The 22093-nt window shown below is 72.1% G+C and carries 20 protein-coding genes and 2 pseudogenes; 12 read left to right on the top strand and 10 right to left on the bottom strand.

The window, feature by feature from the left end; all coding sequences use genetic code 11:
* The first annotated feature begins 85 nt into the window (after positions 1–85).
* The 6 genes and pseudogenes from cobM to cobC all read left to right on the top strand — a co-directional run bounded on the left by cobM (position 86) and on the right by cobC (position 6591).
* On the top strand, positions 86–904 hold the full coding sequence (cobM, locus tag WJ438_RS31285; RefSeq protein WP_406728194.1) for a precorrin-4 C(11)-methyltransferase: 819 nt from the start codon (positions 86–88) through the stop codon (positions 902–904).
* Positions 901–2157, top strand: coding sequence for a precorrin-6y C5,15-methyltransferase (decarboxylating) subunit CbiE (gene cbiE / locus WJ438_RS31280; RefSeq protein ID WP_406728193.1), 1257 nt, complete (start codon positions 901–903; stop codon positions 2155–2157). Before cobM ends, cbiE begins: the two co-directional genes overlap by 4 nt.
* Before the next feature lie 180 nt (positions 2158–2337).
* Entirely contained in the window at positions 2338–4020 is a 1683-nt protein-coding gene (cobJ, locus tag WJ438_RS31275) for a precorrin-3B C(17)-methyltransferase (RefSeq protein ID WP_406729864.1), read from the top strand.
* The gene (locus WJ438_RS31270) at positions 4017–4631 is read left to right on the top strand and encodes a precorrin-8X methylmutase (RefSeq protein WP_406728192.1); all 615 of its coding nucleotides are present in this window, start codon (positions 4017–4019) and stop codon (positions 4629–4631) included. Before cobJ ends, WJ438_RS31270 begins: the two co-directional genes overlap by 4 nt.
* The gene (locus tag WJ438_RS31265) at positions 4628–5533 is read left to right on the top strand and encodes a sirohydrochlorin chelatase (protein WP_406728191.1); all 906 of its coding nucleotides are present in this window, start codon (positions 4628–4630) and stop codon (positions 5531–5533) included. The genes WJ438_RS31270 and WJ438_RS31265 overlap by 4 nt, the downstream gene beginning before the upstream one ends.
* Positions 5523–6591 (top strand): annotated as a pseudogene (gene cobC / locus WJ438_RS31260) (Rv2231c family pyridoxal phosphate-dependent protein CobC). The gene WJ438_RS31265 and the pseudogene cobC overlap by 11 nt, the downstream one beginning before the upstream one ends.
* Before the next feature lie 99 nt (positions 6592–6690).
* On the opposite strand, the gene WJ438_RS31255 reads toward cobC, so the two are convergent.
* The 6 genes from WJ438_RS31255 to WJ438_RS31230 all read right to left on the bottom strand — a co-directional run bounded on the left by WJ438_RS31255 (position 6691) and on the right by WJ438_RS31230 (position 12002).
* A complete protein-coding gene (locus tag WJ438_RS31255) occupies positions 6691–7656 on the bottom strand; it encodes an SCO1860 family LAETG-anchored protein (RefSeq protein ID WP_406728190.1) in 966 nt (321 codons plus the stop codon).
* Positions 7657–7944: 288 nt separating this feature from the next.
* Positions 7945–8124 carry a hypothetical protein gene (locus WJ438_RS31250; protein WP_406728189.1) on the bottom strand — a complete coding sequence of 60 codons (180 nt, stop codon included), beginning with the start codon at positions 8122–8124 and terminating at the stop codon, positions 7945–7947.
* 245 nt (positions 8125–8369) lie between these two features.
* The gene (locus WJ438_RS31245; protein WP_406728188.1) at positions 8370–9467 is read right to left on the bottom strand and encodes an amidohydrolase family protein; all 1098 of its coding nucleotides are present in this window, start codon (positions 9465–9467) and stop codon (positions 8370–8372) included.
* 21 nt (positions 9468–9488) lie between these two features.
* Positions 9489–10316 (bottom strand): amino acid ABC transporter ATP-binding protein, encoded by an 828-nt coding sequence (locus WJ438_RS31240; RefSeq protein ID WP_406728187.1) that lies wholly within the window; start codon positions 10314–10316, stop codon positions 9489–9491.
* Positions 10313–11146 carry an amino acid ABC transporter permease gene (locus tag WJ438_RS31235; RefSeq protein WP_406728186.1) on the bottom strand — a complete coding sequence of 278 codons (834 nt, stop codon included), beginning with the start codon at positions 11144–11146 and terminating at the stop codon, positions 10313–10315. Before WJ438_RS31235 ends, WJ438_RS31240 begins: the two co-directional genes overlap by 4 nt.
* Before the next feature lie 4 nt (positions 11147–11150).
* Positions 11151–12002, bottom strand: a complete 852-nt coding sequence (locus tag WJ438_RS31230) for an ABC transporter substrate-binding protein (RefSeq protein ID WP_406728185.1) — start codon at positions 12000–12002, stop codon at positions 11151–11153.
* A 225-nt stretch (positions 12003–12227) separates the two neighbouring features.
* On the opposite strand from WJ438_RS31230, the gene WJ438_RS31225 reads away from it, so the two are divergent.
* From WJ438_RS31225 to thpD, 6 genes and pseudogenes are all read left to right on the top strand, one after another.
* Positions 12228–13331: a pyridoxal-phosphate-dependent aminotransferase family protein gene (locus WJ438_RS31225; RefSeq protein ID WP_406728184.1), complete on the top strand. Its 1104-nt coding sequence runs from the start codon at positions 12228–12230 to the stop codon at positions 13329–13331.
* A gap of 59 nt (positions 13332–13390) precedes the next feature.
* A pseudogene (locus tag WJ438_RS31220) lies at positions 13391–13929 on the top strand (DinB family protein).
* 382 nt (positions 13930–14311) lie between these two features.
* A complete protein-coding gene (gene ectA, locus WJ438_RS31215; protein WP_406728183.1) occupies positions 14312–14818 on the top strand; it encodes a diaminobutyrate acetyltransferase in 507 nt (168 codons plus the stop codon).
* An 88-nt stretch (positions 14819–14906) separates the two neighbouring features.
* A complete protein-coding gene (gene ectB / locus WJ438_RS31210) occupies positions 14907–16178 on the top strand; it encodes a diaminobutyrate--2-oxoglutarate transaminase (RefSeq protein ID WP_406728182.1) in 1272 nt (423 codons plus the stop codon).
* Positions 16179–16325: 147 nt separating this feature from the next.
* Positions 16326–16724, top strand: a complete 399-nt coding sequence (locus tag WJ438_RS31205) for an ectoine synthase (protein ID WP_361459498.1) — start codon at positions 16326–16328, stop codon at positions 16722–16724.
* A 6-nt stretch (positions 16725–16730) separates the two neighbouring features.
* The gene (gene thpD / locus WJ438_RS31200; protein ID WP_406728181.1) at positions 16731–17642 is read left to right on the top strand and encodes an ectoine hydroxylase; all 912 of its coding nucleotides are present in this window, start codon (positions 16731–16733) and stop codon (positions 17640–17642) included.
* A gap of 140 nt (positions 17643–17782) precedes the next feature.
* Here thpD and WJ438_RS31195 read toward each other — a convergent pair whose 3' ends face one another.
* The 4 genes from WJ438_RS31195 to WJ438_RS31180 form a co-directional block, all read right to left on the bottom strand.
* Positions 17783–18835, bottom strand: a complete 1053-nt coding sequence (locus WJ438_RS31195; RefSeq protein ID WP_406728180.1) for an aminotransferase class V-fold PLP-dependent enzyme — start codon at positions 18833–18835, stop codon at positions 17783–17785.
* Positions 18836–19107: 272 nt separating this feature from the next.
* On the bottom strand, positions 19108–19845 hold the full coding sequence (locus tag WJ438_RS31190) for a DsbA family oxidoreductase (RefSeq protein ID WP_406728179.1): 738 nt from the start codon (positions 19843–19845) through the stop codon (positions 19108–19110).
* A gap of 61 nt (positions 19846–19906) precedes the next feature.
* A complete protein-coding gene (locus WJ438_RS31185) occupies positions 19907–20422 on the bottom strand; it encodes an N-acetyltransferase family protein (RefSeq protein ID WP_406728178.1) in 516 nt (171 codons plus the stop codon).
* A 121-nt stretch (positions 20423–20543) separates the two neighbouring features.
* Positions 20544–22073 carry an aldehyde dehydrogenase (NADP(+)) gene (locus WJ438_RS31180; protein ID WP_406728177.1) on the bottom strand — a complete coding sequence of 510 codons (1530 nt, stop codon included), beginning with the start codon at positions 22071–22073 and terminating at the stop codon, positions 20544–20546.
* Positions 22074–22093: the final 20 nt, after the last annotated feature.

Here is a 22093-nt window from a genome sequence, read left to right as displayed (position 1 = left end):
CCGGCCACCCGGGCCCCTCGAAGACATCACAGGAACCACGGACATCACACGAACCGCGGGAACCGCAGGAGAGGATCGTTTCCCCATGGCCGATGCCCCCACCGGCAAGGTGACCTTCGTCGGTGCCGGCCCCGGCGCCGCCGATCTGCTGACGTTGCGCGCCGCGCGCGCGATCGCCGAGGCCGACATCGTGATCTGGGCCGCCAGCCTGGTCCAGGCGGAGGTCCTCGATCATGCGCGTGAGGGCGCCGAGATCCTCGACTCGGCGACGATGTCGCTGGAGGACGTCGTGGCCGTGTACGAGCGGGCGCGCGCTCAGGGGCTGAGGGTGGCCAGGATCCATTCTGGGGATCCGGCGCTCTGGGGCGGCACGCAGGAGCAGCTCGACCGGTGCGCGGACCTCGGCATCGCGACCGAGGTCGTGCCCGGTGTGTCGTCCTTCTCCGCCGTCGCGGCGCTCGCGCAGCGGGAGTTGACCATCCCCGAGGTGGCGCAGTCCGTGGTGCTGACCCGGCTCGGCGGCGGCAAGACACCGATGCCGCCCGGGGAGGAGGTCCGCGAGTTCGCGCGGCACGGCACCACCATGGCGATCTTCCTGTCGGCCGCGCGCAGCGGGCAGCTGGTGCGGGAGCTGCTGGAGGGCGGCTACCCGACGAGCACGCCGGTGGTTGTCGCGTACCAGGCGACCTGGCCGGAGGAGCTGATCGTGAAGTGCACGATCGGCACGCTGGAGGAGACGGTCAAGGAGCACAAGCTCTGGAAGCACACGCTGTTCCTGGTCGGCCCCGCCCTCGACGCGCACGGCACCCGCTCGCACCTGTACCACCCTGGTCACTTCCACGGCTACCGCAAGGCTGACCCGGAGGCCCGCAGGGCGCTGCGCACCCGGGGTGCGCACACGTGATCACGGTCGTCGGCACGGGTACCGGGGCGCCGGTCGAGGAGGCCGTGCTCGCCGGGGCGGAGCTTGTCGTGGGCGGGCGGCGGCACCTGGACGCCGTTCGGCTGCCGGAGGGAGCCGAACGGGTCGTCCTCGGGGCGCTGGCGCCCGCCCTGGACACCGTCGAGAAGTACGTCGCCGAGGAGCGTCCGGTCGTCGTGCTGGCCTCCGGTGACCCGGGGTTCTTCGGGATCGTACGGGCGCTGGCCGAGCGGTTCGGGTCCGAGCGGCTGGACGTGCGGCCGGGTGTCTCCTCCGTCGCCACCGCCTTCGCACGGGTCGGGTTGCCCTGGGACGACGCCGTGGTGGTCAGCGCGCACGGCCGGGATCCGCGTACGGCCGTCAATCTGTGCCGGGCGTACCCGAAGGTCGCCGTGCTGACGGGACCGGGGACCGGTCCCGCGGAGCTGGGGGCGGCGCTGGCCCGGTACTCCCCCGGCCGTGTCCTCGTCGTCGCCTCCGCGCTGGGCGACCCTGAGCGGGAACGGGTGGAGCGGGTCACGCCCGCCGTTGCGGCGGCACGGGACTGGGGGCCGGCGGTCAGCGTCGTGCTGTGCCTGGACGAGTCGCGGGAACTTGGTCCCGCGCGGACCGTCGCGGGCTCCTGCGAACGGCCCTCCGGTTGGGCTCTGGACGAGGCCGAGTTCGCCCACCGGGACTCGATGATCACCAAGTTCGAGGTGCGGGCGCTGGCCCTGGCCCGGCTCGGGCCGCGCCCCGGCGAACTGGTGTGGGACATCGGCGCGGGTTCGGGCTCCGTGGCCGTGGAGTGCGCCCGGCTGGGCGCCGCCGTCACCGCGGTGGAGAAGACCGCGGACGGGGTGGGGCGGATCCGCGCCAACGCCCTCGCGCACGGGGTGGACCTGCGCGTGGTGCACGGGGCGGCGCCGACCGTGCTGTCCGACCTGGACGACCCCGACGCCGTGTTCGTCGGCGGGGGCGGGCGGGAGCTGCCCGCCGTCGTCACCGCGTGCGCGCGGCGGGCGCGGCGCACGGTCGTCGTCGCCCTGGCCGCCCTGGACCGGGTGCCGGCCGTGCGCGAGGCGCTGACCGGTGCCGGCTTCACCTGCGACGGGGTGCTGTTGCAGTCGTCGCGGCTCGCGCCGCTGCCCGGGGACGTGACCCGGCTGGCGGCGGCCAATCCCGTTTTCCTGCTGTGGGGCATCAGATGCCCGGGGCGATCGAAGGGGCCGCTCATCGAATCCTCTCCTCCGTAGGTGGGGGAGATCCCTGGCTCACGCTGCTCGTCGGTCCGTCGAACCGCCGAGTCTTACGCGATCGGCACCAGCCGGGCTGAAACCAGCCCGGTTCATGAAGTTGTTGGAGGTTACTACTGTGCTGGCTCGGTTCTCGCTCAGCGATTCGCGACTCCACCAGTCACCATGCGGGGGCACCCAGTGATCGGCCTCATCTCCGCCACCGCGGCGGGAGCCGCCGCACGGGACCGACTGGCCGCCGCGTGGCCGGACCGTACACGAGTGTACGAGGGTCCCGTCGGGGACGCCGTACGGACCGCGTTCGCGCAGTGCGAGCAGCTCGTGTGCTTCCTGGCGACGGGCGCCGTGGTGCGGCTGGTGGCGCCGCTGCTGGACGACAAGGCGCGCGACCCGGGCGTGGTCTGTGTCGACGAGGGCGGCCGGTTCGCGGTGTCGCTGGTGGGCGGGCACGGCGGCGGGGCGAACGACCTCGCGCGCGAGGTCGCCGAGGCGCTGGGCGCCGAGCCGGTGGTGACCACGGCGACCGATGCGGCGGGGCTGCCCGGTCTGGACACGCTGGGCCTCCCGGTGGAGGGCGACGTGGCCGCCGTGTCGCGCGCCCTGCTGGACGGCGAGGCGGTGGCGCTGCGCACCGACGTGCCCTGGCCGCTGCCCCCGCTGCCGGTCGCGGACGAGGGTGCGTACAGGATCCGTCTCACGGACCGGCTGGTCGAGGCGGGGCGGCGGGAGGCGATCCTCCGGCCGCCCACCCTCGTCGTCGGGGTGGGTGCCTCGAAGGGCGCCCCCGTCGGCGAGGTCCTCGCGCTGGTCGAGGGAGCCCTGCGCGACGCCGGGCTGTCGGCCGCGTCGCTCGCCGAACTGGCCACCGTGGACGCGAAGTCCGAGGAGCCCGGCATCGTGGAGGCGGCCCGGCGGCTCGACGTGCCGCTGGTGACGTACGCCGCCGAGGAGCTGGCGCGGGTCGAGGTGCCGAACCCCTCCGACGCGCCGCTCGCCGCCGTGGGCACCCCGTCGGTCGCGGAGGCCGCCGCGCTGCGGCGCGGGGGCGAACTCCTCGTGCCCAAGCGCAAGTCGGCGGCGAGTCCGGCGATGGCGACCTGTGCCGTCGTACGGCGGCCGGGGCGCGGGCGGCTCGCGGTGGTCGGGCTCGGGCCGGGTGCCCGGGACCTGCTCACCCCGCGCGCGAAGGCGGAACTGCGGGGCGCGTCCGTGCTGGTGGGCCTCGACCAGTACGTCGACCAGATCCGCGATCTGCTGCGGCCCGGCACCCGGATTCTGGAGTCCGGGCTCGGTGCGGAGGAGGAGCGGGCGCGCACGGCCGTCGAGGAGGCCCGCCGGGGGCAGGCGGTCGCGCTGATCGGCAGTGGGGACGCGGGCGTGTACGCCATGGCCTCCCCCGCGCTCGCCGAGGCGTCCGACGACATCGACGTGGTCGGGGTGCCCGGGGTGACGGCGGCGCTGGCGGCCGGCGCGATCCTGGGCGCGCCGCTGGGCCACGACCACGTGTCGATCAGTCTGTCCGATCTGCACACGCCGTGGGAGGTCATCGAGCGGCGGGTGCGGGCGGCGGCCGAGGCGGACCTCGTCGTGACGTTCTACAACCCGCGCAGCCGGGGCCGTGACTGGCAGCTGCCGAAGGCGCTGGCGATCCTCGCCGAGCACCGGGAGCCGACGACGCCTGTGGGTGTCGTACGGAACGCGTCCCGCGCCGACGAGTCGAGTCGCCTGACCACGCTCGCCGCGCTCGACCCGGCGACGGTCGACATGATGACGGTCGTGACCGTGGGCAACACGGCGACCCGTGAGATCGCGGGGCGCATGGTCACCCCGCGCGGCTACCGCTGGCAGGAGGAGCCCAGGTGAAGCGCGTGGTCCATCCCATCGAGCAGGAGTCCTTCCGCCGGTTGCGCGCCCGGCTGGACACCGGGCACTTCCCGCCGCTGACCCGGGCGGTCGTGGAGCGGATCATCCACTCCGCGGCCGATCTGGCGTACGCGGACGATCTCGTGATGGAGGAGGGCGAGTTGGCGAAGGCGCACGCGGTGCTGCACGCCGGGGCGCCCGTCGTCGTGGACGTGGAGATGGTCGCGGCCGGGATCACCCGGCGCGGGACCGTCTGCCGTCTCGGGGATGCCGAGGCCGGGCCCGGCCGCACGCGTTCGGCGCACGCGATGCGCCTGGCGTACGAGGAGGTCGGCCCCGGGGCCCTCTGGGTGATCGGCTGCGCACCGACCGCCCTGGAGGAACTGCTGACCCTGGACGCCTCCCCCGCGCTCGTCATCGGGCTGCCCGTCGGTTTCGTCGGAGCGGCCGAGTCCAAGGCCGCGTTGCGCGAGAGCGGGCTGCCCGCGGTGAGCAACGTGTCCGAGAAGGGCGGTTCGGCGGTCGCCGCGGCCGCGCTCAACGCCCTGCTGTACCACCCCACTCCGTTCGAGGCATCCAAGGCTTCCGAAGCACCCGAGGAGAACCTGTGACCACCCCGCCCGCGCTGCTCATCGCCGGACACGGCACCCGGGACGACGCCGGAGCGCAGGCGTTCCGTGACTTCGTAAGGGAGTTGGGTCGCCGTCACCCCGAACTGCCCGTCGCGGGCGGCTTCATCGAGCTGTCCCCGCCACCGCTGGGCGAGGCCGTCGCCGAGCTGGTCGGCCAGGGGGTGCGGCGGTTCGCCGCCGTGCCGCTGATGCTGGTGTCCGCCGGGCACGCCAAGGGCGACATCCCGGCGGCGCTGGCCCGTGAGAAGGAACGCCACCCCGGGATCTCGTACACCTACGGCCGTCCGCTGGGCCCGCACCCCGCCCTGTTGAGCGTGCTGGAGCGGCGGCTTCGGCAGGCGGTGGACCCGTCCTGGGACCCCGCCGAGGTGACGGTACTGCTGGTGGGGCGCGGTTCGACGGACCCGGACGCCAACGCCGAGGTGTTCAAGGCGGCGCGGCTGCTGTGGGAGGGACGCGGCTACGGGGCCGTGGAGACGGCTTTCGTGTCGCTGGCGGCGCCGGACGTGCCGAGCGGGCTCGACCGGTGCGCGCGGCTCGGTGCCCGGCGGATCGTCGTCCTGCCGTACTTCCTGTTCACCGGCATCCTGCCGGACCGGGTGCGGCACCAGACCGGGGAGTGGGCGGCGGCGCACCCGGAGACGGAGGTGCGGTCGGCGGACGTCATCGGGCCGGAGCCGGAGCTGCTGGACCTGGTGAGGGAGCGGTACGCGGAGGCCGTGAAGGGCGATCTGCGGATGAACTGCGACAGCTGCGTGTACCGGATCGCGCTGCCGGGCTTCGAGGACAAGGTCGGGCTGCCGCAGGAGCCGCACTTCCACCCGGACGACGACGGCCACCACCCTCACGGGCACGGCCACGCGCACTCCCATGCGCACTGACCCCGAGGCCGGCGCGCACGACCTGCGGCACCACGGGGACGCCGAGGTCCGCGACGACGGCGCCACGCTGGTCGACCTCGCCGTGAACGTCCGCGCGGGCACGCCCCCGGCATGGCTGCGGGAGCACATCGCCGCGTCACTGTCCTCGCTCGCCGCCTACCCGGACGGACGGGCCGCGCGGGCGGCGGTGGCGGCGCGGCACGGGCTGCCGGTGCGGCGGGTGCTGCTGACGGCGGGGGCGGCGGAGGCGTTCGTGCTGCTGGCGCGGGCACTGGAGGTGCGCCGGCCGGTGGTGGTGCACCCGCAGTTCACGGAGCCGGAGGCGGCGCTGCGGGACGCGGGGCACACCGTCGACCGGGTGCTGCTCCGCGAGGAGGACGGTTTCCGGCTGGACCCGGCGGCGGTCCCCGAGGACGCGGACCTGGTGGTGATCGGCAACCCGACGAACCCGACGTCGGTGCTGCACCCGGCCGCGACGATCGCCCGACTCGCCCGTCCCGGGCGGACGCTGGTCGTGGATGAGGCGTTCCTGGACGCGGTGCCGGACGAGCGGGAGGCCCTGGCCGGCCGGATCGAACGTACCGGGCCTTGTGGTCCTGCGCAGCCTCACCAAGACGTGGGGGCTGGCGGGGCTGCGCATCGGTTACGTCCTTGCCGCGCCGGAGACCATCATGGTGCTGGAGCGGGCGCAGCCCCTGTGGCCGGTGTCCACACCCGCGCTGGCGGCGGCCGAGGCGTGCGTGGGGCCCAGGGCACTGACGGAGGCGGCCGGGGCGGCCCACCGCATCGCCGCCGACCGGTCCCGTCTGATCGTGGGGCTGGAGAAGTTCGCCGCGCGCGGTCTCCGGGTCGTGGGCCCCGCCGAGGCCCCGTTCGTCCTGCTCCACCTGCCGCAGGCGACCGCCGTACGCCGCCGGCTCCGCGACCTCGGTTTCGCGGTACGCCGCGGAGACACCTTCCCGGGCCTGGACCAGAACTGGCTCCGCCTCGCGGTACGCGACCGGCAGACGACAGACGCCTTCCTGGGGGCGCTGGAGCGGGCGCTGGACGCAAGCTGACCTGCCCTGCCCTGCGCGCCCGCGGAGAGGGATCGGCCGTGTGTCCCGGTGGACCGGCGGTGGGAGCGCCGGTCCACGTCGACGTACGGCTGTCCGTCCTCAGTTGCGGCGGCCCCGGCGGGAGAGTGCGACTCCCGCGCCACCCGCCGCGAGGAGCACGACGGCGGCGCCCGCGATGTACGGGGTCGTCGAGTCGCCGCCCGTCTCGGCCAGGTCCGCCTCGGCCGCCTGCTCGGCCCGCGTGCCCTGGGGCCGCACGTCGGCGGTCTTGGACTCTCCGGACTCCGCCGGGGCCGCCTGCTCCTCGGCCGGACCGGCCGGGTCGGCGGGCTGCTCGGCCGGGGCGGCCGGGGCCTCGCACTTCGCTTCGGCCAGGGTGACGGTGCCGTTGACCTCGGCGACGTTCAGCTTCGACGGATCCACGGCGACCTTGAGTCGGAGCGCGGTGGCGGCGGCCGTGCGGGACGTGGTCTCCGTCCTGGACAGGTCCAGGCGGACCTCGCCGACGCCCGGCACCGTGACCTCGGTGGTGCCGGCGGAGGTCAGCGTGACGCGTTTGCCGAGCACGGTCACCGAGCCGGGCAGGGTGGCCGAGGCGAGCGGGGTCCGGCCGGCCTCGCAGACGGCCTTGGAGGTGACCTTCTCGAGCTCGATCAGCGACAGCAGCGGCAGTCCGGGCACATGGACCCGGGCCTTGACGAGGGTGGTGGAGGACTCGGCCCGCTCCCCCTCCACCGTCGCCTTCGCGTCGGCCACCTCCGCGCGCAGCACGCTGAAGGGACGGCCCTTGTCGACGCCCTCCAGATCCGCGGTGAGGACGGTCTTCTGCGCGCTCCGCGGCGCGTGGACCTCGTTGAGGGAGACGGTGAGCGGGACGTTCACGCTCTTGTCGAGCAGGGCCACGTCGAGCCCGGTGCGCAGGACGGCCGCGCTCGCGCTGCCGTGTTCCTCGGTGGCCTGCGCGGAGCCCGCTCCGGTCAGCGCCGCGGGACCCGCGGCGAGGGCGGTGGCCGCGGTGACGACGGCCCAACGGCGTGCATACATGCGGAAGTTGGTGCTGTTCAAGGTGGTGGGACCCCCATGAGACTTGAGTGGGACCCGGAAAGAATGACCGTCCCGGGAGACGGCCGTCAGCGATCCGCAGACACTTCACCCCTTCGTGGCGAACCCGCCGACACGTTCGAATCCCGGGGCACGGCTGTTCCCCACCGCCACCCCCGCGTCACCCGCCGGCGGGGTTTCCCCGCGAAACGTGGTTGTGCGGTGGCGGAACAGGGCCAGTCGTCCGTCCGGGGAGCCCGGATGGTCGACAGTCCGAGAGCCGTCGTGGAAGCGGCGTTCCCGCACTGCGGGTCACAGGACCGCAACGCGGCCTTCGCGCTCTGCGCCGGCGATTTCTCCTTCACCGGTCCGCAGGACGACCACATCGACAGGGCGACGTTCTTCGAGCGGTGTCTCCCGCCCGCCGACCGTTTGAAGGAGCAGCAGTTGCCGCACGTCACGCCCGCAGACGAAGAGCTCGTCTCCGTCCATGACGAGGACGAGCCCACGACGGCGACAGGCACCGCGGCATCGAGGCGATCACTGTCCGGGACGGGCTCGTCCAGGAGGTGCAGGTCTTCTTCGGCGGCAAGGTGTGGCAAGCCGTCCCGGCCGGTGCCGTGACCGAGGAGCGGTGTTCGACCGTCAACCCGGCGACCTGTGCGGTCCCAGCGCCAGGGCCTCTCGTTCGGATCATGCCGGGCTCGCGGGGTCCGGCCTGATCCGGACGAAGGACCCTAGCCGACCACGCGCCCGTTCAGTACCACCCGGCGCGGGTCGGTGAGCACCCGTACGTCCGCGCGCGGGTCGGACGCGTAGACCACGAGGTCGGCAGGGGCGCCCTCCTCCAGGCCGGGACGCCCGAGCCAGGCGCGGGCGGCCCAGGTGCCGGCCGCGAGGGCGTCGACGGGCGGGATGCCGGCGGTGACCAGTTCGGCGACCTCGGCCGCCGCCAGGCCGTGCGGGAGGGAGCCGCCCGCGTCCGTACCGACGAAGACGGGGATGCCGGCGTCGTAGGCGGAGCGCACGGTGTCGTAGCGGCGTTCGTGGAGTCGGCGGATGTGGGCCGACCAGCGCGGGAACTTGGACTCGCCGCCGTCGGCGAGTTCCGGGAAGGTGGCGATGTTGACGAGGGTCGGGACGATCGCCACGCCCCGTTCGGCGAACAGCGGGATGGTGTCGTCGGTCAAACCCGTCGCGTGCTCGACGCAGTCGATGCCGGCCTCGACCAGGTCCCGCAGGGAGTCCTCGGCGAAGCAGTGCGCGGTGACGCGGGCGCCCAGCCGGTGTGCCTCGGCGATCGCCGCCTCGACGGCGCCGCGCGGCCAGCAGGCCGACAGGTCGCCCAGGTCGCGGTCGATCCAGTCGCCGACGAGTTTGACCCAGCCGTCGCCGTGCCGGGCCTCCTGGGCGACGTATGCGACGAGGTCGTCGGGTTCGATCTCCCAGGCGTAGTTGCGGATGTAGCGGCGGGTGCGGGCGATGTGGCGGCCCGCCCGGATGATCTTCGGGAGGTCGTCGCGGTCGTCGATCCAGCGGGTGTCGGAGGGCGAGCCCGCGTCCCGCAGCAACAGGGCACCGGCGTCGCGGTCGGTGAGCGCCTGCTTCTCCGCGATCTCCGCGGGGACCGCGCCGTGCTGGTCGAGGCCGACGTGGCAGTGGGCGTCGACCAGTCCGGGCAGCACCCAGCCCTCGACGGTCCGGACGTCGCGGGCGCCGCCGGGGCGGTCGTAGGAGATCCGGCCGTCGACCACCCACAGTTCGTCGTGGACCTGGTCCTCGTCGGGTCCGGCGAGGATCCGCCCCTTCACGTGCAGCACCGCGCGTTCGCTCATGGACAGCACCCTAATGAGCCGCTACCCGGACCCGCCCACCTGGTCCGAGGTCTCCTCCTCCACGTCCGCCATGGCGGGGTCGAGGAGGCGGGAGAGGAAGTGGCGGGTGCGTTCGTGGCGCGGGTTCCCGATGACCTGCTCGGGGGTGCCGTCCTCGACGATCACCCCGTCGTCCATGAAGACGACCCGGTCGGCGACCTCGCGGGCGAAGGTCATCTCGTGGGTGACGACCATCATGGTCATGCCCTCGTTCGCCAGCATCCGCATCACCGCCAGCACGTCGCCCACCAGCTCGGGGTCGAGCGCCGAGGTCGGCTCGTCGAACAGCATCACCTCGGGGCCCATCGCCAGCGCGCGGGCGATGGCGACGCGCTGCTGCTGGCCGCCGGAGAGGGAGGACGGGTAGGCGTTCGCCTTCTCCGCGAGGCCCACCCGCTCCAGGTTCGCGGCGGCGATCCGGGCGGCCTCCGCCTTGCCCCGCCGGAGCACCCGGCGCTGCGGCAGGGTGAGGTTCTCGGTCACCGTGACGTGCGGGAACAGGTTGAACTGCTGGAAGACCATGCCGATACGGCGGCGGGCGGCGTCGATGTCGACGTCCGGGTGGGTGAGTTCCGTACCGCCGACGTACACCTGGCCCTTGGTGGGCTCCTCGAGGAGGTTCACGCACCGGAGCAGGGTCGACTTGCCCGAGCCGGACGGGCCGATGACGCAGACGACCTCGCCCTGGCGGATCTCCAGGTCGATGCCGCGCAGTACCTCGTTGCTGCCGAACGACTTGTGCAGTCCGCTGACCCGGATCTCCGGGCCGCCCTCCGGCCGGTTCTCCGGTTGCCTGTCCGGTCGGCTCATTTGACGGCCTCCTGGGCCTTGGCCTCCATACGGCGTACGACGAAGCCGAGCGGGATGGTGATCAGCAGGTAGCACAGGCCGGCGACCAGGATCGGGGTGGAGTTGGCGGTCTGGCTGGCCAGGTCGCGGCCGTACTTGGACAGTTCGCGCTCCTCCAGGGTGACGCCGAGGAACAGCACCAGCGAGGAGTCCTTGAAGAGCAGGACGAGTTCGTTGGTGAGCGGCGGCAGGATGATCCGGAACGCCTGCGGGATGATGATCGAGATCATGGCGCGCGCGGGCGAGAAGCCCAGTGACCGGGCCGCCTCCATCTGCCCCTTGGGCACGGCCTGGATGCCCGCGCGGATCGTCTCGGCCATGTAGGCGGCGGCCACCAGGCCGAGCGCGAGGGCGACCTTGCCGTAGGTGCCGCCGATGATCTCGGTGCCGGGGAAGGCGAGCGGCACTGCCACACCGATGAAGATGAAGATCAGCAGGGCGGGCAGGCCCCGGAAGATCTCGATGTAGACGCCGGCCAGCCAGCGGTACGGGCCGACCGACGACAGCCGCATCAGCGCGATGACCATGCCGAGGCCGAGTCCGACGGCGAAGCCGGTCAGCGTGTAGATCACGGTGTTCTTCAGCGCCAGGGTGATGACGTCCGGGAACATCCGCTCGGCGATGTCGGCCTGCGCGAACTGGTTCTGCAGCCGGCCCCAGTCGGCCGAGGCCGCGAAGGCGACCACGGCCGCGACGAAGACAACGTACTGGGCGCCGCGTGACAGACCGCGTTTCTGTCGCCGCGTCAGGCCCTTCTTCCTCAGCTCCGGTTCTACCTTCGTGTCGGCCATGGGATCAGGTGGCGGACGGGTCGGCGGCCGACTCGTCGTACGGCCCGATCCACTGCTCGTACAGCTTCTTGTACGTGCCGTCGGCCTTGGCGTCCGAGAGCGCCTTGTTGATGGCGTCGCGCAGCCCGGTGTTGCCCTTCTTCACCGTGAAGCCGTACTGCTCGCCGGTGTCGAGGTTGTCGACGACCTCGAAGGCGTCGGCGTTGGCCTTGTCCTTCAGCCAGCCCTGGACCACCGGGAAGTCGATGACGACGGCCTTGACCTGGCCGGTGCGCAGGCCGTTGAGGACGGCGTCAGAGGACTCGAAGGAGACCGGGTCGAAGCCCTGCTTCTTGGCGTAGTCCTCGCCGGTGGTCTGCGCCTGGGCGCCCAGCTTCACGTTCTCGGACTTCACGTCGGCCAGCGAGGTGACGCCGGCCTTCTTGTCGACGAGGACGGCCTGGGTGGCGTTGAAGTACGGGTCCGAGAAGTCGACGTTCTTCTTGCGCTCCTCGGTGATGGTCATGCCGGCCGCGGCCAGGTCGCACTCGCCGGAGTTGAGGAAGGCGCCGGTCTTGAAGTTCTCGAACGGCGTGTCGAGGATCTGCTGCTTCACGCCGAGGTCGTCGGCGACCAGGTCGATCACCGCCACGTCGAAGCCCTGCACCTTGCCGTCGATCTCCAACTGGAAGGGCGGGTACGGGAGGTGGGTGCACGTGGTGAGCTGCCCCGCCTTGACGAGTTCGACACCGCCGGCCGCGGTCTTGGAGGCGCCGTCTCCGTCGTCGCTGGAGGTGCAGGCGGTCAGCAGCACCAGCCCGGCCGTCGCGGTGGTGGCGGCCAGAACACGGGTCCGGCGGCCGAGGAGCGTCTTCACGTGGGCCTCCTGTCAGGGAACTGTGGGTTCTGATTATAAGGAGAGGTTTCAGTACCTCAAACCAAACCGATGGCTGAAGAGCCGTCCGACCTAAGAACCCGGCGTCGGACAGGCTCCCGTACGCTCACACATGTACCCCACGACCTCGTGCAGGCACGACCTCGTGCAGGCACGACCTCGTGGCGGCACGACCTCGTGAAGCCGCGATCTGGAGAGAGCACCGCCGTGAGCACCCACCCCTTCCTCGGTCTGGCCCCGCTGAGCGCCACGCACTTCGCCTCGATCGAGGACCGCGTGGCGCGGCTGCTGCGCACCGCGCAGGATGTCGTGATCATGCAAGGCGAGGCGCTGCTGCCGCTGGAGGGCGCGATCCGCGCGGCCGCGGGACCCGGCACGACCGCCCTGAACGTCGTCACGGGCCCCTACGGGCAGACCTTCGGGGACTGGCTGCGGGACTGCGGCGCCACGGTGATCGACCTGGCGGTGCCGTTCCACACGGCGGTGACGGCCGGGCAGATCCGCGAGGCCTTCGGCGAGCACCCGGAGATCGACTTCGTCTCCCTGGTGCACGCGGAGGCGGCCACCGGGAACACCAACCCGGTCGCGGAGATCGGTGAGGCGGTGCGGGCGCACGGGGCACTGTTCTACCTGGACGCGGTGGCGTCGATCGGGGCGGAGCCGGTGCTGCCGGACGCGTGGGGCGTGGACCTGTGCGTGATCGGGGCGCAGAAGGCGATGGGCGGTCCGGCGGGTGTGTCGGCGGTGTCGGTGAGCGAGCGGGCGTGGACCCGGATGGCGGCGAACCCGCGGGCGCCGCGCCGCTCGTACCTGTCGCTGCTGGACTGGAAGGAGCGCTGGATCGACGGGGGCCGTACGGCGCTGCCGCACGCGCCGGCCCAGTTGGAGATGCTGGCGCTGGAGGCGTGCGTGGAGCGCATCGAGGCGGCGGGCCTGGACACGGTGACGGCACGGCACGCGGCGGCCGCCGCGGCGACGCGGGCGGGTGCGCTCGCGCTGGGCGGTGGCCTGGTGCCGTACGTCCACGAGGCGTCGGAGGCGGCTCCGGTCGCCACCACCCTGCGGGCCCCGTCGGGCACGGTGGCCGCGGAGCTGGTGGCCCACGCCCTGGCCGTGGACCCGGCGCTCCCGCTGGCCGCGGGGGGCGGCGCGCTGGCCAAGGAGATGATCCGCGTCAACCACTACGGCTCCGACGCGACCCGAGGCGCGGTACGGGCGAGCCTGGCGGCCCTGGGCACCGCACTGGCGGAGCGGGGCCTGACGGTGGACGTGCGGGGCGCCCTGAGCGCGGCCGACGACGCCTGGCGGTAAGCCTGGGGACTCCTTCGTCTCCCGCGCCGGTCCGGCCGGCGCCGTGCCGTGCTCCCCCCATGGCAGCCGAATCGCCCCAGCCCCGGCGACTGCTCCCCGACAAGCGCCCGGTACCGCGGGGTTGACCGGCGACGAGCGGTCCATGCTGATCGACTGGCTGGACCACCACCGCGGGACGCTGGAGCTGAAGTGCGCGGGGCTGGACGGCGCACAGGTGCGGCGTGCCTCCGTCGAGCCTTCGGAGCTGACCCTGCTGGGCCTGGTGCAGCACCTCGCCGAGGTGGAGCGGAACTGGTTCCGGCGGGTGGTCGCCGGCCTCGGCGTGCCGTCGGTGTTCGACGACCCGACCGGTTACGCCCTGGATCCCGCGCGCGGGCTCGACGAGGCGCTGGGGATCTGGCGCCGGGAGGTCGAGCGCGGTCGGGAGCTCTGCGCGGGGCGGGAGCTGGACGACACCGGGCGGATCGTGGACGGGCCGATCGCGGGGGCCGAGGTCAGTCTGCGCCGGGTGCTCGTCCAGCTGATCGAGGAGTACGCGCGGCACAACGGTCACGCCGATCTCCTGCGGGAGCGCATCGACGGCACGACCGGCACGTGAGTGACCGGCCACAGGTGACCGAATCATGAATTCCATGGGGTTATCGGAAGCAATCGGAGGCATTTCCACCCAGCATTCTCCCGCTTATTTCAATATTACCTTTCAGGGCAGCTTCCCATCTCCTTCTGCCCGCTTTTTTCGGACCTAAACGCAACGATTCCGCGAGCGGGAAGCGGTGCATCCAGGACTCCCGTCACGGGAGTTACACATTTGTGACCGGTCCCACAGCGCGACCGATTTGCACCTTATATTCCACGCAAACCGGGGCATCTCGCCGAGCTTCCGCTTGCGGCTTCACGCCCGCGCGATAACATAGTTCAAGCCACCAGGTAACCCCGGCAGCCGATGCAATTTTGAATTTACCTCGGTAAGTTAAATTCACATGACTGCCGCTCAAGCAGACCCGCAGATCGACCCCCCCGCCCTGGCGGACGGAGCCGCGCTGTGGCGGATAGCGAGGGATTCGAAAACCCTCGACCTGAACTCGTCGTACAGCTATCTCCTGTGGTGCCGGGACTTCGCCGCCACCTCGGCCGTCGCCCGCGACGCCGACGGGGAACCGATCGGCTTCGTCACCGGCTACGTACGGCCGGACAGCCCGCACACCCTGCTCGTCTGGCAGGTCGCGGTGGACGAGGCGCACCGCGGCCGCGGTCTGGCCGCCGCTCTGCTCGACGGTCTGGTCGCACGGACCACCGCGGAACACGGAGTGACCACCGTGGAGACCACCATCACCCCGGGGAACACCGCCTCCGAGCGCCTGTTCACCGCGTTCGCCGAGCGCCACGGCGCCCGGCTGGAGCGCGAGGTGCTGTTCGAGTCCGACCGGTTCCCCGACGGACCGCACGACCCCGAGGTCCTGTACCGCATCGGCCCCCTCGCCCCCTGACCTTCGGCCCCTCGCGCACGAAGAAGTGCGTCACTCCGTCGATCCCCGACTCCCTTCGACCTCCCACGCCAACGAGGAGCGATTCGTCGTGACCATCACCCAGCCCGATCTGAGCGTCTTCGAGACCCTTGAGTCCGAGGTGCGCAGCTACTGCCGTGGCTGGCCCACCGTCTTCGACCGCGCGCACGGCAGCCGCATGTACGACGAGGACGGCCACGAGTACCTCGACTTCTTCGCCGGAGCCGGTTCACTCAACTACGGCCACAACAACCCCGTACTGAAACGGGCGCTGATCGACTACCTGGAGCGGGACGGCGTCACGCACGGGCTCGACATGTCGACGACGGCCAAACGCGCGTTCCTGGAGTCCTTCCAGAACTGGATCCTGCGCCCGCGCGACCTGCCGTACAAGGTCATGTTCCCGGGCCCGACGGGCACCAACGCCGTCGAGTCGGCCCTGAAGCTGGCGCGGAAGGTGAAGGGGCGCGAGTCGATCGTGTCGTTCACCAACGCCTTCCACGGCATGTCACTGGGCTCGCTCGCCGTGACCGGCAACGCCTTCAAGCGGGCCGGGGCCGGCATCCCGCTGGTGCACGGCACACCCATGCCGTTCGACAACTACTTCGACGGCACGGTCGAGGACTTTCTCTGGTTCGAGCGGCTGCTGGAGGACCAGGGCTCCGGCCTCAACAAGCCGGCCGCCGTGATCGTCGAGACCGTGCAGGGCGAGGGCGGCATCAACGTCGCCCGGCCCCAGTGGCTGCGCGCCCTGTCCGAGCTGTGCGAACGCCAGGACATGCTGCTCATCGTCGACGACATCCAGATGGGCTGCGGCCGTACCGGCGCCTTCTTCTCCTTCGAGGAGGCGGGCATCACGCCGGACATCGTCACCGTCTCCAAGTCGATCAGTGGCTACGGCCTGCCCATGGCGCTGACCCTGTTCAAGCCCGAGCTGGACGTCTGGGAGCCGGGTGAGCACAACGGCACCTTCCGCGGCAACAACCCTGCCTTCGTCACGGCGACCGCCACCCTGGAGGCCTACTGGGCCGACGGGTCGGCGATGGAGAAGCAGACCCGTTCGCGCGGTGAGCAGGTCGAGCAGGCGATGACCGCCATCACCGGGGAGAACCTCGCCGACGTGAAGGAGTACCGCGGTCGTGGGCTGGTGTGGGGCCTGGAGTTCCACGACAAGGAGCGCGCGGGGCGGATCGCCGAGCGTGCCTTCCAGCTCGGACTGCTGATCGAGACCTCCGGCCCCGAGAGCGAGGTCGTCAAACTCCTCCCGGCCCTGACCATCACCCCGGACGAGCTGGACGAGGGGCTGACGACGCTGGCCCGCGCCGTCCGAGAAACCGCCTGAGCCGTCCGGCCGGTCTCTTTGAACCACCCTCCGCGCCACCTGAACCACCTGAACCACCTGCTGAAAACCGTCCGGGCCCCGGCCTCGGCCCGGCGCCCGGACGGCCCGCAGGCACCATCACCACCACCGAGGAGGCATCGCAGTACCGTGATTGTCCGTTCCTTCAAGGAGCTCGAAGGTACCGACCGGCATGTGAAGTCCGCGTCGGGCACCTGGGAGAGCAAGCGCATCGTCCTCGCCAAGGAGAACGTCGGGTTCTCCTTGCACGAGACCATCCTGTACGCCGGTACGGAGACATCGATGTGGTACGCGAACCACATCGAGGCCGTCGTCTGTGTGGAAGGAGAGGCAGAGCTCACCGACCACGACTCCGGGCTGACGCACACGATCACGCCCGGGACCATGTACCTCCTCGACGGGCACGAGAAGCACACGCTGCGGGTGAAGAAGGACTTCCGCTGCATCTGCGTCTTCAACCCACCCGTGACCGGACGGGAGGACCATGACGAGAACGGCGTCTACCCGCTGCTCACCGAGGAGGTGTGAGGTTCCATGACCACCGCGACCCCCAGCACCGAGACTCACGTCCCCGACCTCTATCCCACCCGCGGCCCCGCCGAGGTACTCACCCCGCGGCAGGACCCGGTCGTCTGGGGCGCCCCGGACGCGCCCGGCCCGATCACTCCGGCCGACCTCAAGTCGTTCGAGCGTGACGGCTTCCTCGCCGTCGACCAGCTGATCACCGAGGACGAGGTCGCCGTCTACCGGGACGAACTGAACCGGCTGATCGCCGACCCGGCGATCCGGGCCGACGAGCGGTCGATCGTCGAGCCGCGGTCCAAGGAGATCCGGTCGGTCTTCGAGGTCCACCGGATCAGCGAGGTGTTCGCGCGACTGGTGCGCGACGAGCGGGTGGTCGGCCGGGCCCGCCAGATCCTCGGCTCGGACGTGTACGTCCACCAGTCCCGGATCAACGTCAAGCCGGGCTTCGGGGCCAGTGGCTTCTACTGGCACTCGGACTTCGAGACCTGGCACGCCGAGGACGGTCTGCCGCGGATGCGGACGGTGTCCGTGTCGATCGCGCTGACCGAGAACTTCGACACCAACGGCGGACTCATGATCATGCCGGGGTCGCACAAGACGTTCCTCGGGTGTGCGGGGGCCACACCGAAGGACAACTACAAGAAGTCGCTGCAGATGCAGGACGCGGGCACGCCCTCCGACGAGGGGCTGACCTCGCTGGCGGCCGAGTACGGCATCAAGCTGTTCACCGGCGCGGCCGGCTCGGCGACGTGGTTCGACTGCAACTGCATGCACGGCTCCGGGGACAACATCACGCCGTTCCCGCGCAGCAACGTGTTCATCGTGTTCAACAGCGTCGAGAACACGGCCGTCGAGCCGTTCGCGGCGCCGGTCCGGCGTCCCGAGTACATCGGGGCACGGGACTTCACGCCGGTGACGTGAGCGCGGGACCTGAAACAGGTGCCGCGCACGCGTGACGTGCGCGCGCGACGGTGACTGCGGGCCGGGCCTCCTCGTGTGGGCGGGGGCACCGGCCCGCTGCCGTGCGCGTGGCCGGGCGAGTGCGGCTTCCCGGGGCGTCCTCAGCCGGACAGGGCGTCCAGCAGCCGGTCCACGTCGGCCGGGGTGTTGTAGAGGTGGAAGGACGCCCGCAGATGGCCGGCCCGGTCGGACAACGCGAGGCCGGCCCTGTCCAACTCCGGCTGGAGACGGCCCAGTTCCGGCACGGACACGATGGCCGAGCCGGGTGCGGGCACGGGCTCGTGGCCCAGCGTGACAAGTCCTGCCCGGAAGCGGTCGGCGAGGGCGAGGTCATGGGCGTGGATCGCGTCCACGCCGATCTCCTCGACGAGTTCGAGGGAGGCACGCAGCCCCGCGTAGGTGAACAGGGCAGGACTCACGTCGAACCGGCGGGCCGAGTGGGCGAGTTCGGTGACGGGCCCGTAGCAGCTGTCCCAGGGCTTCTCCGCCGCGACCCACCCGGCCTGCACCGGCGTCAGATCGCCGAAGTCCTCCGGCACGACGAGGAAGGCCGCCCCGTGCGGGCCGAGCAGCCACTTGTGGGCGATGGAGACGGAGTAGTCGTGGGCACCGGCGTCGATCGGCAGCCAGCCGGCCGCCTGGGAGAAGTCGACGTAGGTGCGCGCGCCGTGCTCCCCGGCCGCCTCCCGCAGCGCGGGCAGATCGGCGATCCGGCCGTCGGCGGACTGCACGGCGCTCGCGGCGACCAGGGCGGTGTCCGGACGGACGGACTCGGCGAGCCGCTCCAAGGGCACGGCCCGCACCTTGAGGTCGCCGCGTACGTGGAACGGGTTGAGCACCGAGGCGAAGTCGCCCTCGACGGTGAGTACTTCGGCGCCCGGCGGCAGTGAGGCCGCAATCAGCCCGGTGAAGAGGGTGACGGTGGCGCCGGCCGCCACGCGCTGGACGGGGACACCGGCCAGCCGGGCGTAGGCGGCCCGGCACGCCTCGACATCGTCGAACAGCGGATCCAGCGGTCCGCCCTCGGCCCTCAGCCGCACGGCCTCCTCGAGGGCGGTCACCGTACGCGCGGGCAGAAGGGCACTGCTCGCGGTGTTCAGGAAGGTGTTCTTCGGGGTGAACTCGGCACGGACGAGGCTTGCGAAGATCTCCATCAGTCTCCTAGCGAGGGGTCCCTCGGCTTCAGGCGGAAGGGGAGTCGCTTGCCCGGCCATGGTAATTTCCGTCCGCTCCGAAAGGGGTCGGTTCGGGCTGGACCGCAACCTTCGGGTGGGAAGCCCGCCGCTTCCAGCGGTGGGTGGAGCCACGGGACCGCTCTGCGGCCGGGCTCGGGGAACTCCCGTCTTTCACCGCATTCTGCGCGGTACTACCTGGGAACACCCACGCACCCCCGCTGACCTGCAGGTGAGCGGGGGGCGCGGACGGTTCAGCTCTGCGGCACTGCGCATCCGTCCGGGCCGCAGACCTCCCCGCCGTCCTGATTGTCCGCCGCGCCGGAGCCGCCGTCGATCGGCTTCAGCGGCGGCCGGTCGCCCCAGGCCTGGGTCAGTGCCTGGGTGAACACCTCGGCGGGCTGGGCGCCGGAGACGCCGTACTTGCGGTCGAGGACGAAGAAGGGCACGCCCCGCGCGCCGAGTTCCGCGGCTTCCCGCTGGTCCTCGCGCACCTCGGCGGCGTACGCGTCCGGGTCGGCGAGGACCGCGCGGGCGGCGTCGGTGTCGAGGCCGGCGGCGGTGGCGAGTTCGAGGAGACGTTCGTCGTCACCGAAGACGGACCGCTCCTCGGCGAAGTTCGCCTTGTAGAGGAGGTCGAGCAGTTCCACCTGGCGGCCCCGGGCCCGGGCGAAGTGCAGCAGGCGGTGCATGTCGAAGGTGCCGCCGTGGTCACGGCCCCGGGTGCGGTACGGCAGTCCCTCGGCAGCGGCCTGGGCGCCGAGGTTGTCCTCACCGGCCTCGGCCTGTGCCTGGCTCATGCCGTACTTCTTGGTCAGCATCGTGAGCACGGGCTGGATGTCGTCCTTGGCCCGGCCGGGATCCAGCTCGAAGGAGCGGTGCACCACCTCGACGTCGTCACGGTGCGGGAACCCACCGAGCGCCTTCTCGAATCGCGCCTTACCGACATAGCACCAGGGACAGGCGATGTCCGACCAGATTTCGACACGCATCGTTCGGGCACTCTCCCGGTCGTGAGGACACGGAGACTCCCTCCGCTGCCTGCGTGAACGTTCAACCGGTGCGCTTCATTCCCCCGGCCACGGCGAAGCGCAGGTGGTGGTCGTGCTCGGCGGGCGGGCGCTCCGGGTCCGGGGCCCAGCCTCGGCGGGCGTAGAAGGCCTGGGCCCGCCGGTTACCGGTGTGCACCTCGAGCACGGCGGTCCGTCTGCCGTTCGCCCGCCACTCCTCGGCGCAGGCGGCGTGCAGGGCCGTGCCGACGCCGGTGCGCCAGTGCCCCGGGTCGACGTGGAACTGGAACAGCTTGACCGTGTCGGCGGGGACCCCCGGCGGAGTGCGGAACGAGGCGATGCCGGCCAGGTGGCCGTCCCGCACCGCGCACAGCACCTGCCCGTCGGGGCGCTCGACGGTCTCCCGCCAGCGCGCCCGCCAGTCGGTGCCGTGGTCGGGGAGGCCGTCCGGGTAGTACGTGGACCGGGCGCGCAGGTGCAGCGCGGCGATGTCCGCGGCCTCGGCCGCCAGGGCGGTCCTGATCACCAGGGAGTCCACGGTCCGGTGCGCTCTGATCACGCAGTGCAGGACGTTCCCGGGAGGATGGTGGTTCCCGGCGTGTCAACTGCCGTCGTACACAGGCCCGTCCGGCGGATCGTGCCGGACGGACCCTGCGTGCCGTGCGGTGCCGGACGCGCGCTCAGCGCTCCAGGCTGCCGTTGAAACGGCGCGGCAGTCCCTGCGGGTTGTCGTCGCGCAGTTCCGGCGGCAGCAGGGCGGCCGGGCTGTTCTGGTAGGCGACGGGACGCAGCCAGCGCTCGATGGCGGTGCCGCCGACCGAGGTGGAGGTGGAGGTCGTCGCCGGGTACGGGCCCCCGTGGTGCTGGGCCGGGGCGACCGCGACGCCGGTCGGCCAGGCGTTGACGAGTACCCGGCCGGCGAGCGGGGTCAGTTCGGCGAGGATCTCCGCGCCCCGGCCCTGGCCCGCACCCTCCTCCTCGGACAGGTGGACGGTGGCGGTGAGGTTGCCGGGGAGGCGGGAGAGCACGGCGCGGACCTCGGTGTCGTCCTCGTAGCGGACCACGACGGTGACCGGGCCGAAGCACTCCTCCAGCAGCAGGTCGTGCTCGCCGTCCTTGGCGAGCCTGCTCGCCGGGACGGTGAGGAAGCCGGCGCTGACGGTGTGCTCGCCGCCCGAGCCCGGGGTCACCGGGGACTCCACGTCGGGCAGCTGGGCGCGCTCGGCGATCCCGGCGACGAAGTCGTCGCGCATGCGGTGGTCGAGCAGGACACCGGCGTCGGTGTCGCTGACGGCGTCGGTCAGGGACTTGACGAGGCGGTCGCCGGCCGCGCCCGTCGGAGCGAGGACGAGGCCCGGCTTCACACAGAACTGGCCGACGCCCAGCGTCATCGAACCGGCGAGACCGGCGCCGATCGCCTCGGCGCGCTCGGCGGCGGCGGCCTCCGTGACGAGGACCGGGTTCAGGGAGCCCAGCTCGCCGTGGAACGGGATCGGGACCGGGCGGGCGGCCGCCGCGTCGAAGAGGGCGCGTCCGCCGCGCACCGAGCCGGTGAAGCCGGCCGCCGCGACCAGCGGGTGCCGGACCAGTTCGACGCCGGCCTCGAAGCCGTGCACCAGACCGAGCACGCCCTCGGGGATGTCGTGCCGGGCCGCCGCGCGGCGCAGCACCTTGGCGACCAGCTCGGAAAGGCCCGGGTGGTCGGGGTGGGCCTTGACGACCACCGGGCAGCCCGCCGCGAGCGCGCTCGCGGTGTCGCCGCCGGGGACGGAGAAGGCGAAGGGGAAGTTGGAGGCCGAGTAGACGGCGACGACACCCAGCGGGACCTTGTAACGGCGCAGGTCCGGGATGGGCGGGGTCGCGGTGTCGTCGGGGTGGTCGATGACGACGTCGAGGAAGGCGCCCTCGTCGACGATGCCGGCGAAGGCCCGCAGCTGGTAGCAGGTGCGGGCGAGTTCGCCGGTCAGCCGGACCGGGCCGAGAGCGGTCTCGGCGTCGGCGGCCTCGACGAGCCGGTCCCCGGCCGCCTCGAGTTCGTCGGCGGCGGAACGCAGGAAGGCCGCGCGGACGGTGCGGTCGGCCAGGGCGCCCCGCGCGTTGTGCGCGGCCCGGACGGCGGCGTCCACCTCCTGAGCTGTGGCCTCCACCGCAACCTGTTCCCGCTGCTTCCCGGTTCGGGGGTCGACACTCCAGACTGGTGCTGCTGCCACCGCGAGTCCCTCCACTTGAC

Origin of the sequence: Streptomyces sp. GD-15H, from assembly GCF_045291515.1 — a bacterium.
Classification (GTDB): domain Bacteria; phylum Actinomycetota; class Actinomycetes; order Streptomycetales; family Streptomycetaceae; genus Streptomyces.
This window is presented reverse-complemented; position numbering and strand designations above follow the sequence as displayed.

What these genes read in the sequence shown, in the direction of transcription:
- cobM (WP_406728194.1), top strand. Translation starts at nt 86, where the DNA reads ATGGCCGATGCCCCCACCGGCAAGGTGACCTTCGTCGGTGCCGGCCCC.
- WJ438_RS31250 (WP_406728189.1), bottom strand. Translation starts at nt 8,124, where the DNA reads ATGGACGGAGACGAGCTCTTCGTCTGCGGGCGTGACGTGCGGCAACTG.
- WJ438_RS31245 (WP_406728188.1), bottom strand. Translation starts at nt 9,467, where the DNA reads ATGAGCGAACGCGCGGTGCTGCACGTGAAGGGGCGGATCCTCGCCGGA.
- WJ438_RS31240 (WP_406728187.1), bottom strand. Translation starts at nt 10,316, where the DNA reads ATGAGCCGACCGGACAGGCAACCGGAGAACCGGCCGGAGGGCGGCCCG.
- WJ438_RS31235 (WP_406728186.1), bottom strand. Translation starts at nt 11,146, where the DNA reads ATGGCCGACACGAAGGTAGAACCGGAGCTGAGGAAGAAGGGCCTGACG.
- ectA (WP_406728183.1), top strand. Translation starts at nt 14,312, where the DNA reads ATGACTGCCGCTCAAGCAGACCCGCAGATCGACCCCCCCGCCCTGGCG.
- thpD (WP_406728181.1), top strand. Translation starts at nt 16,731, where the DNA reads ATGACCACCGCGACCCCCAGCACCGAGACTCACGTCCCCGACCTCTAT.
- WJ438_RS31195 (WP_406728180.1), bottom strand. Translation starts at nt 18,835, where the DNA reads ATGGAGATCTTCGCAAGCCTCGTCCGTGCCGAGTTCACCCCGAAGAAC.
- WJ438_RS31190 (WP_406728179.1), bottom strand. Translation starts at nt 19,845, where the DNA reads ATGCGTGTCGAAATCTGGTCGGACATCGCCTGTCCCTGGTGCTATGTC.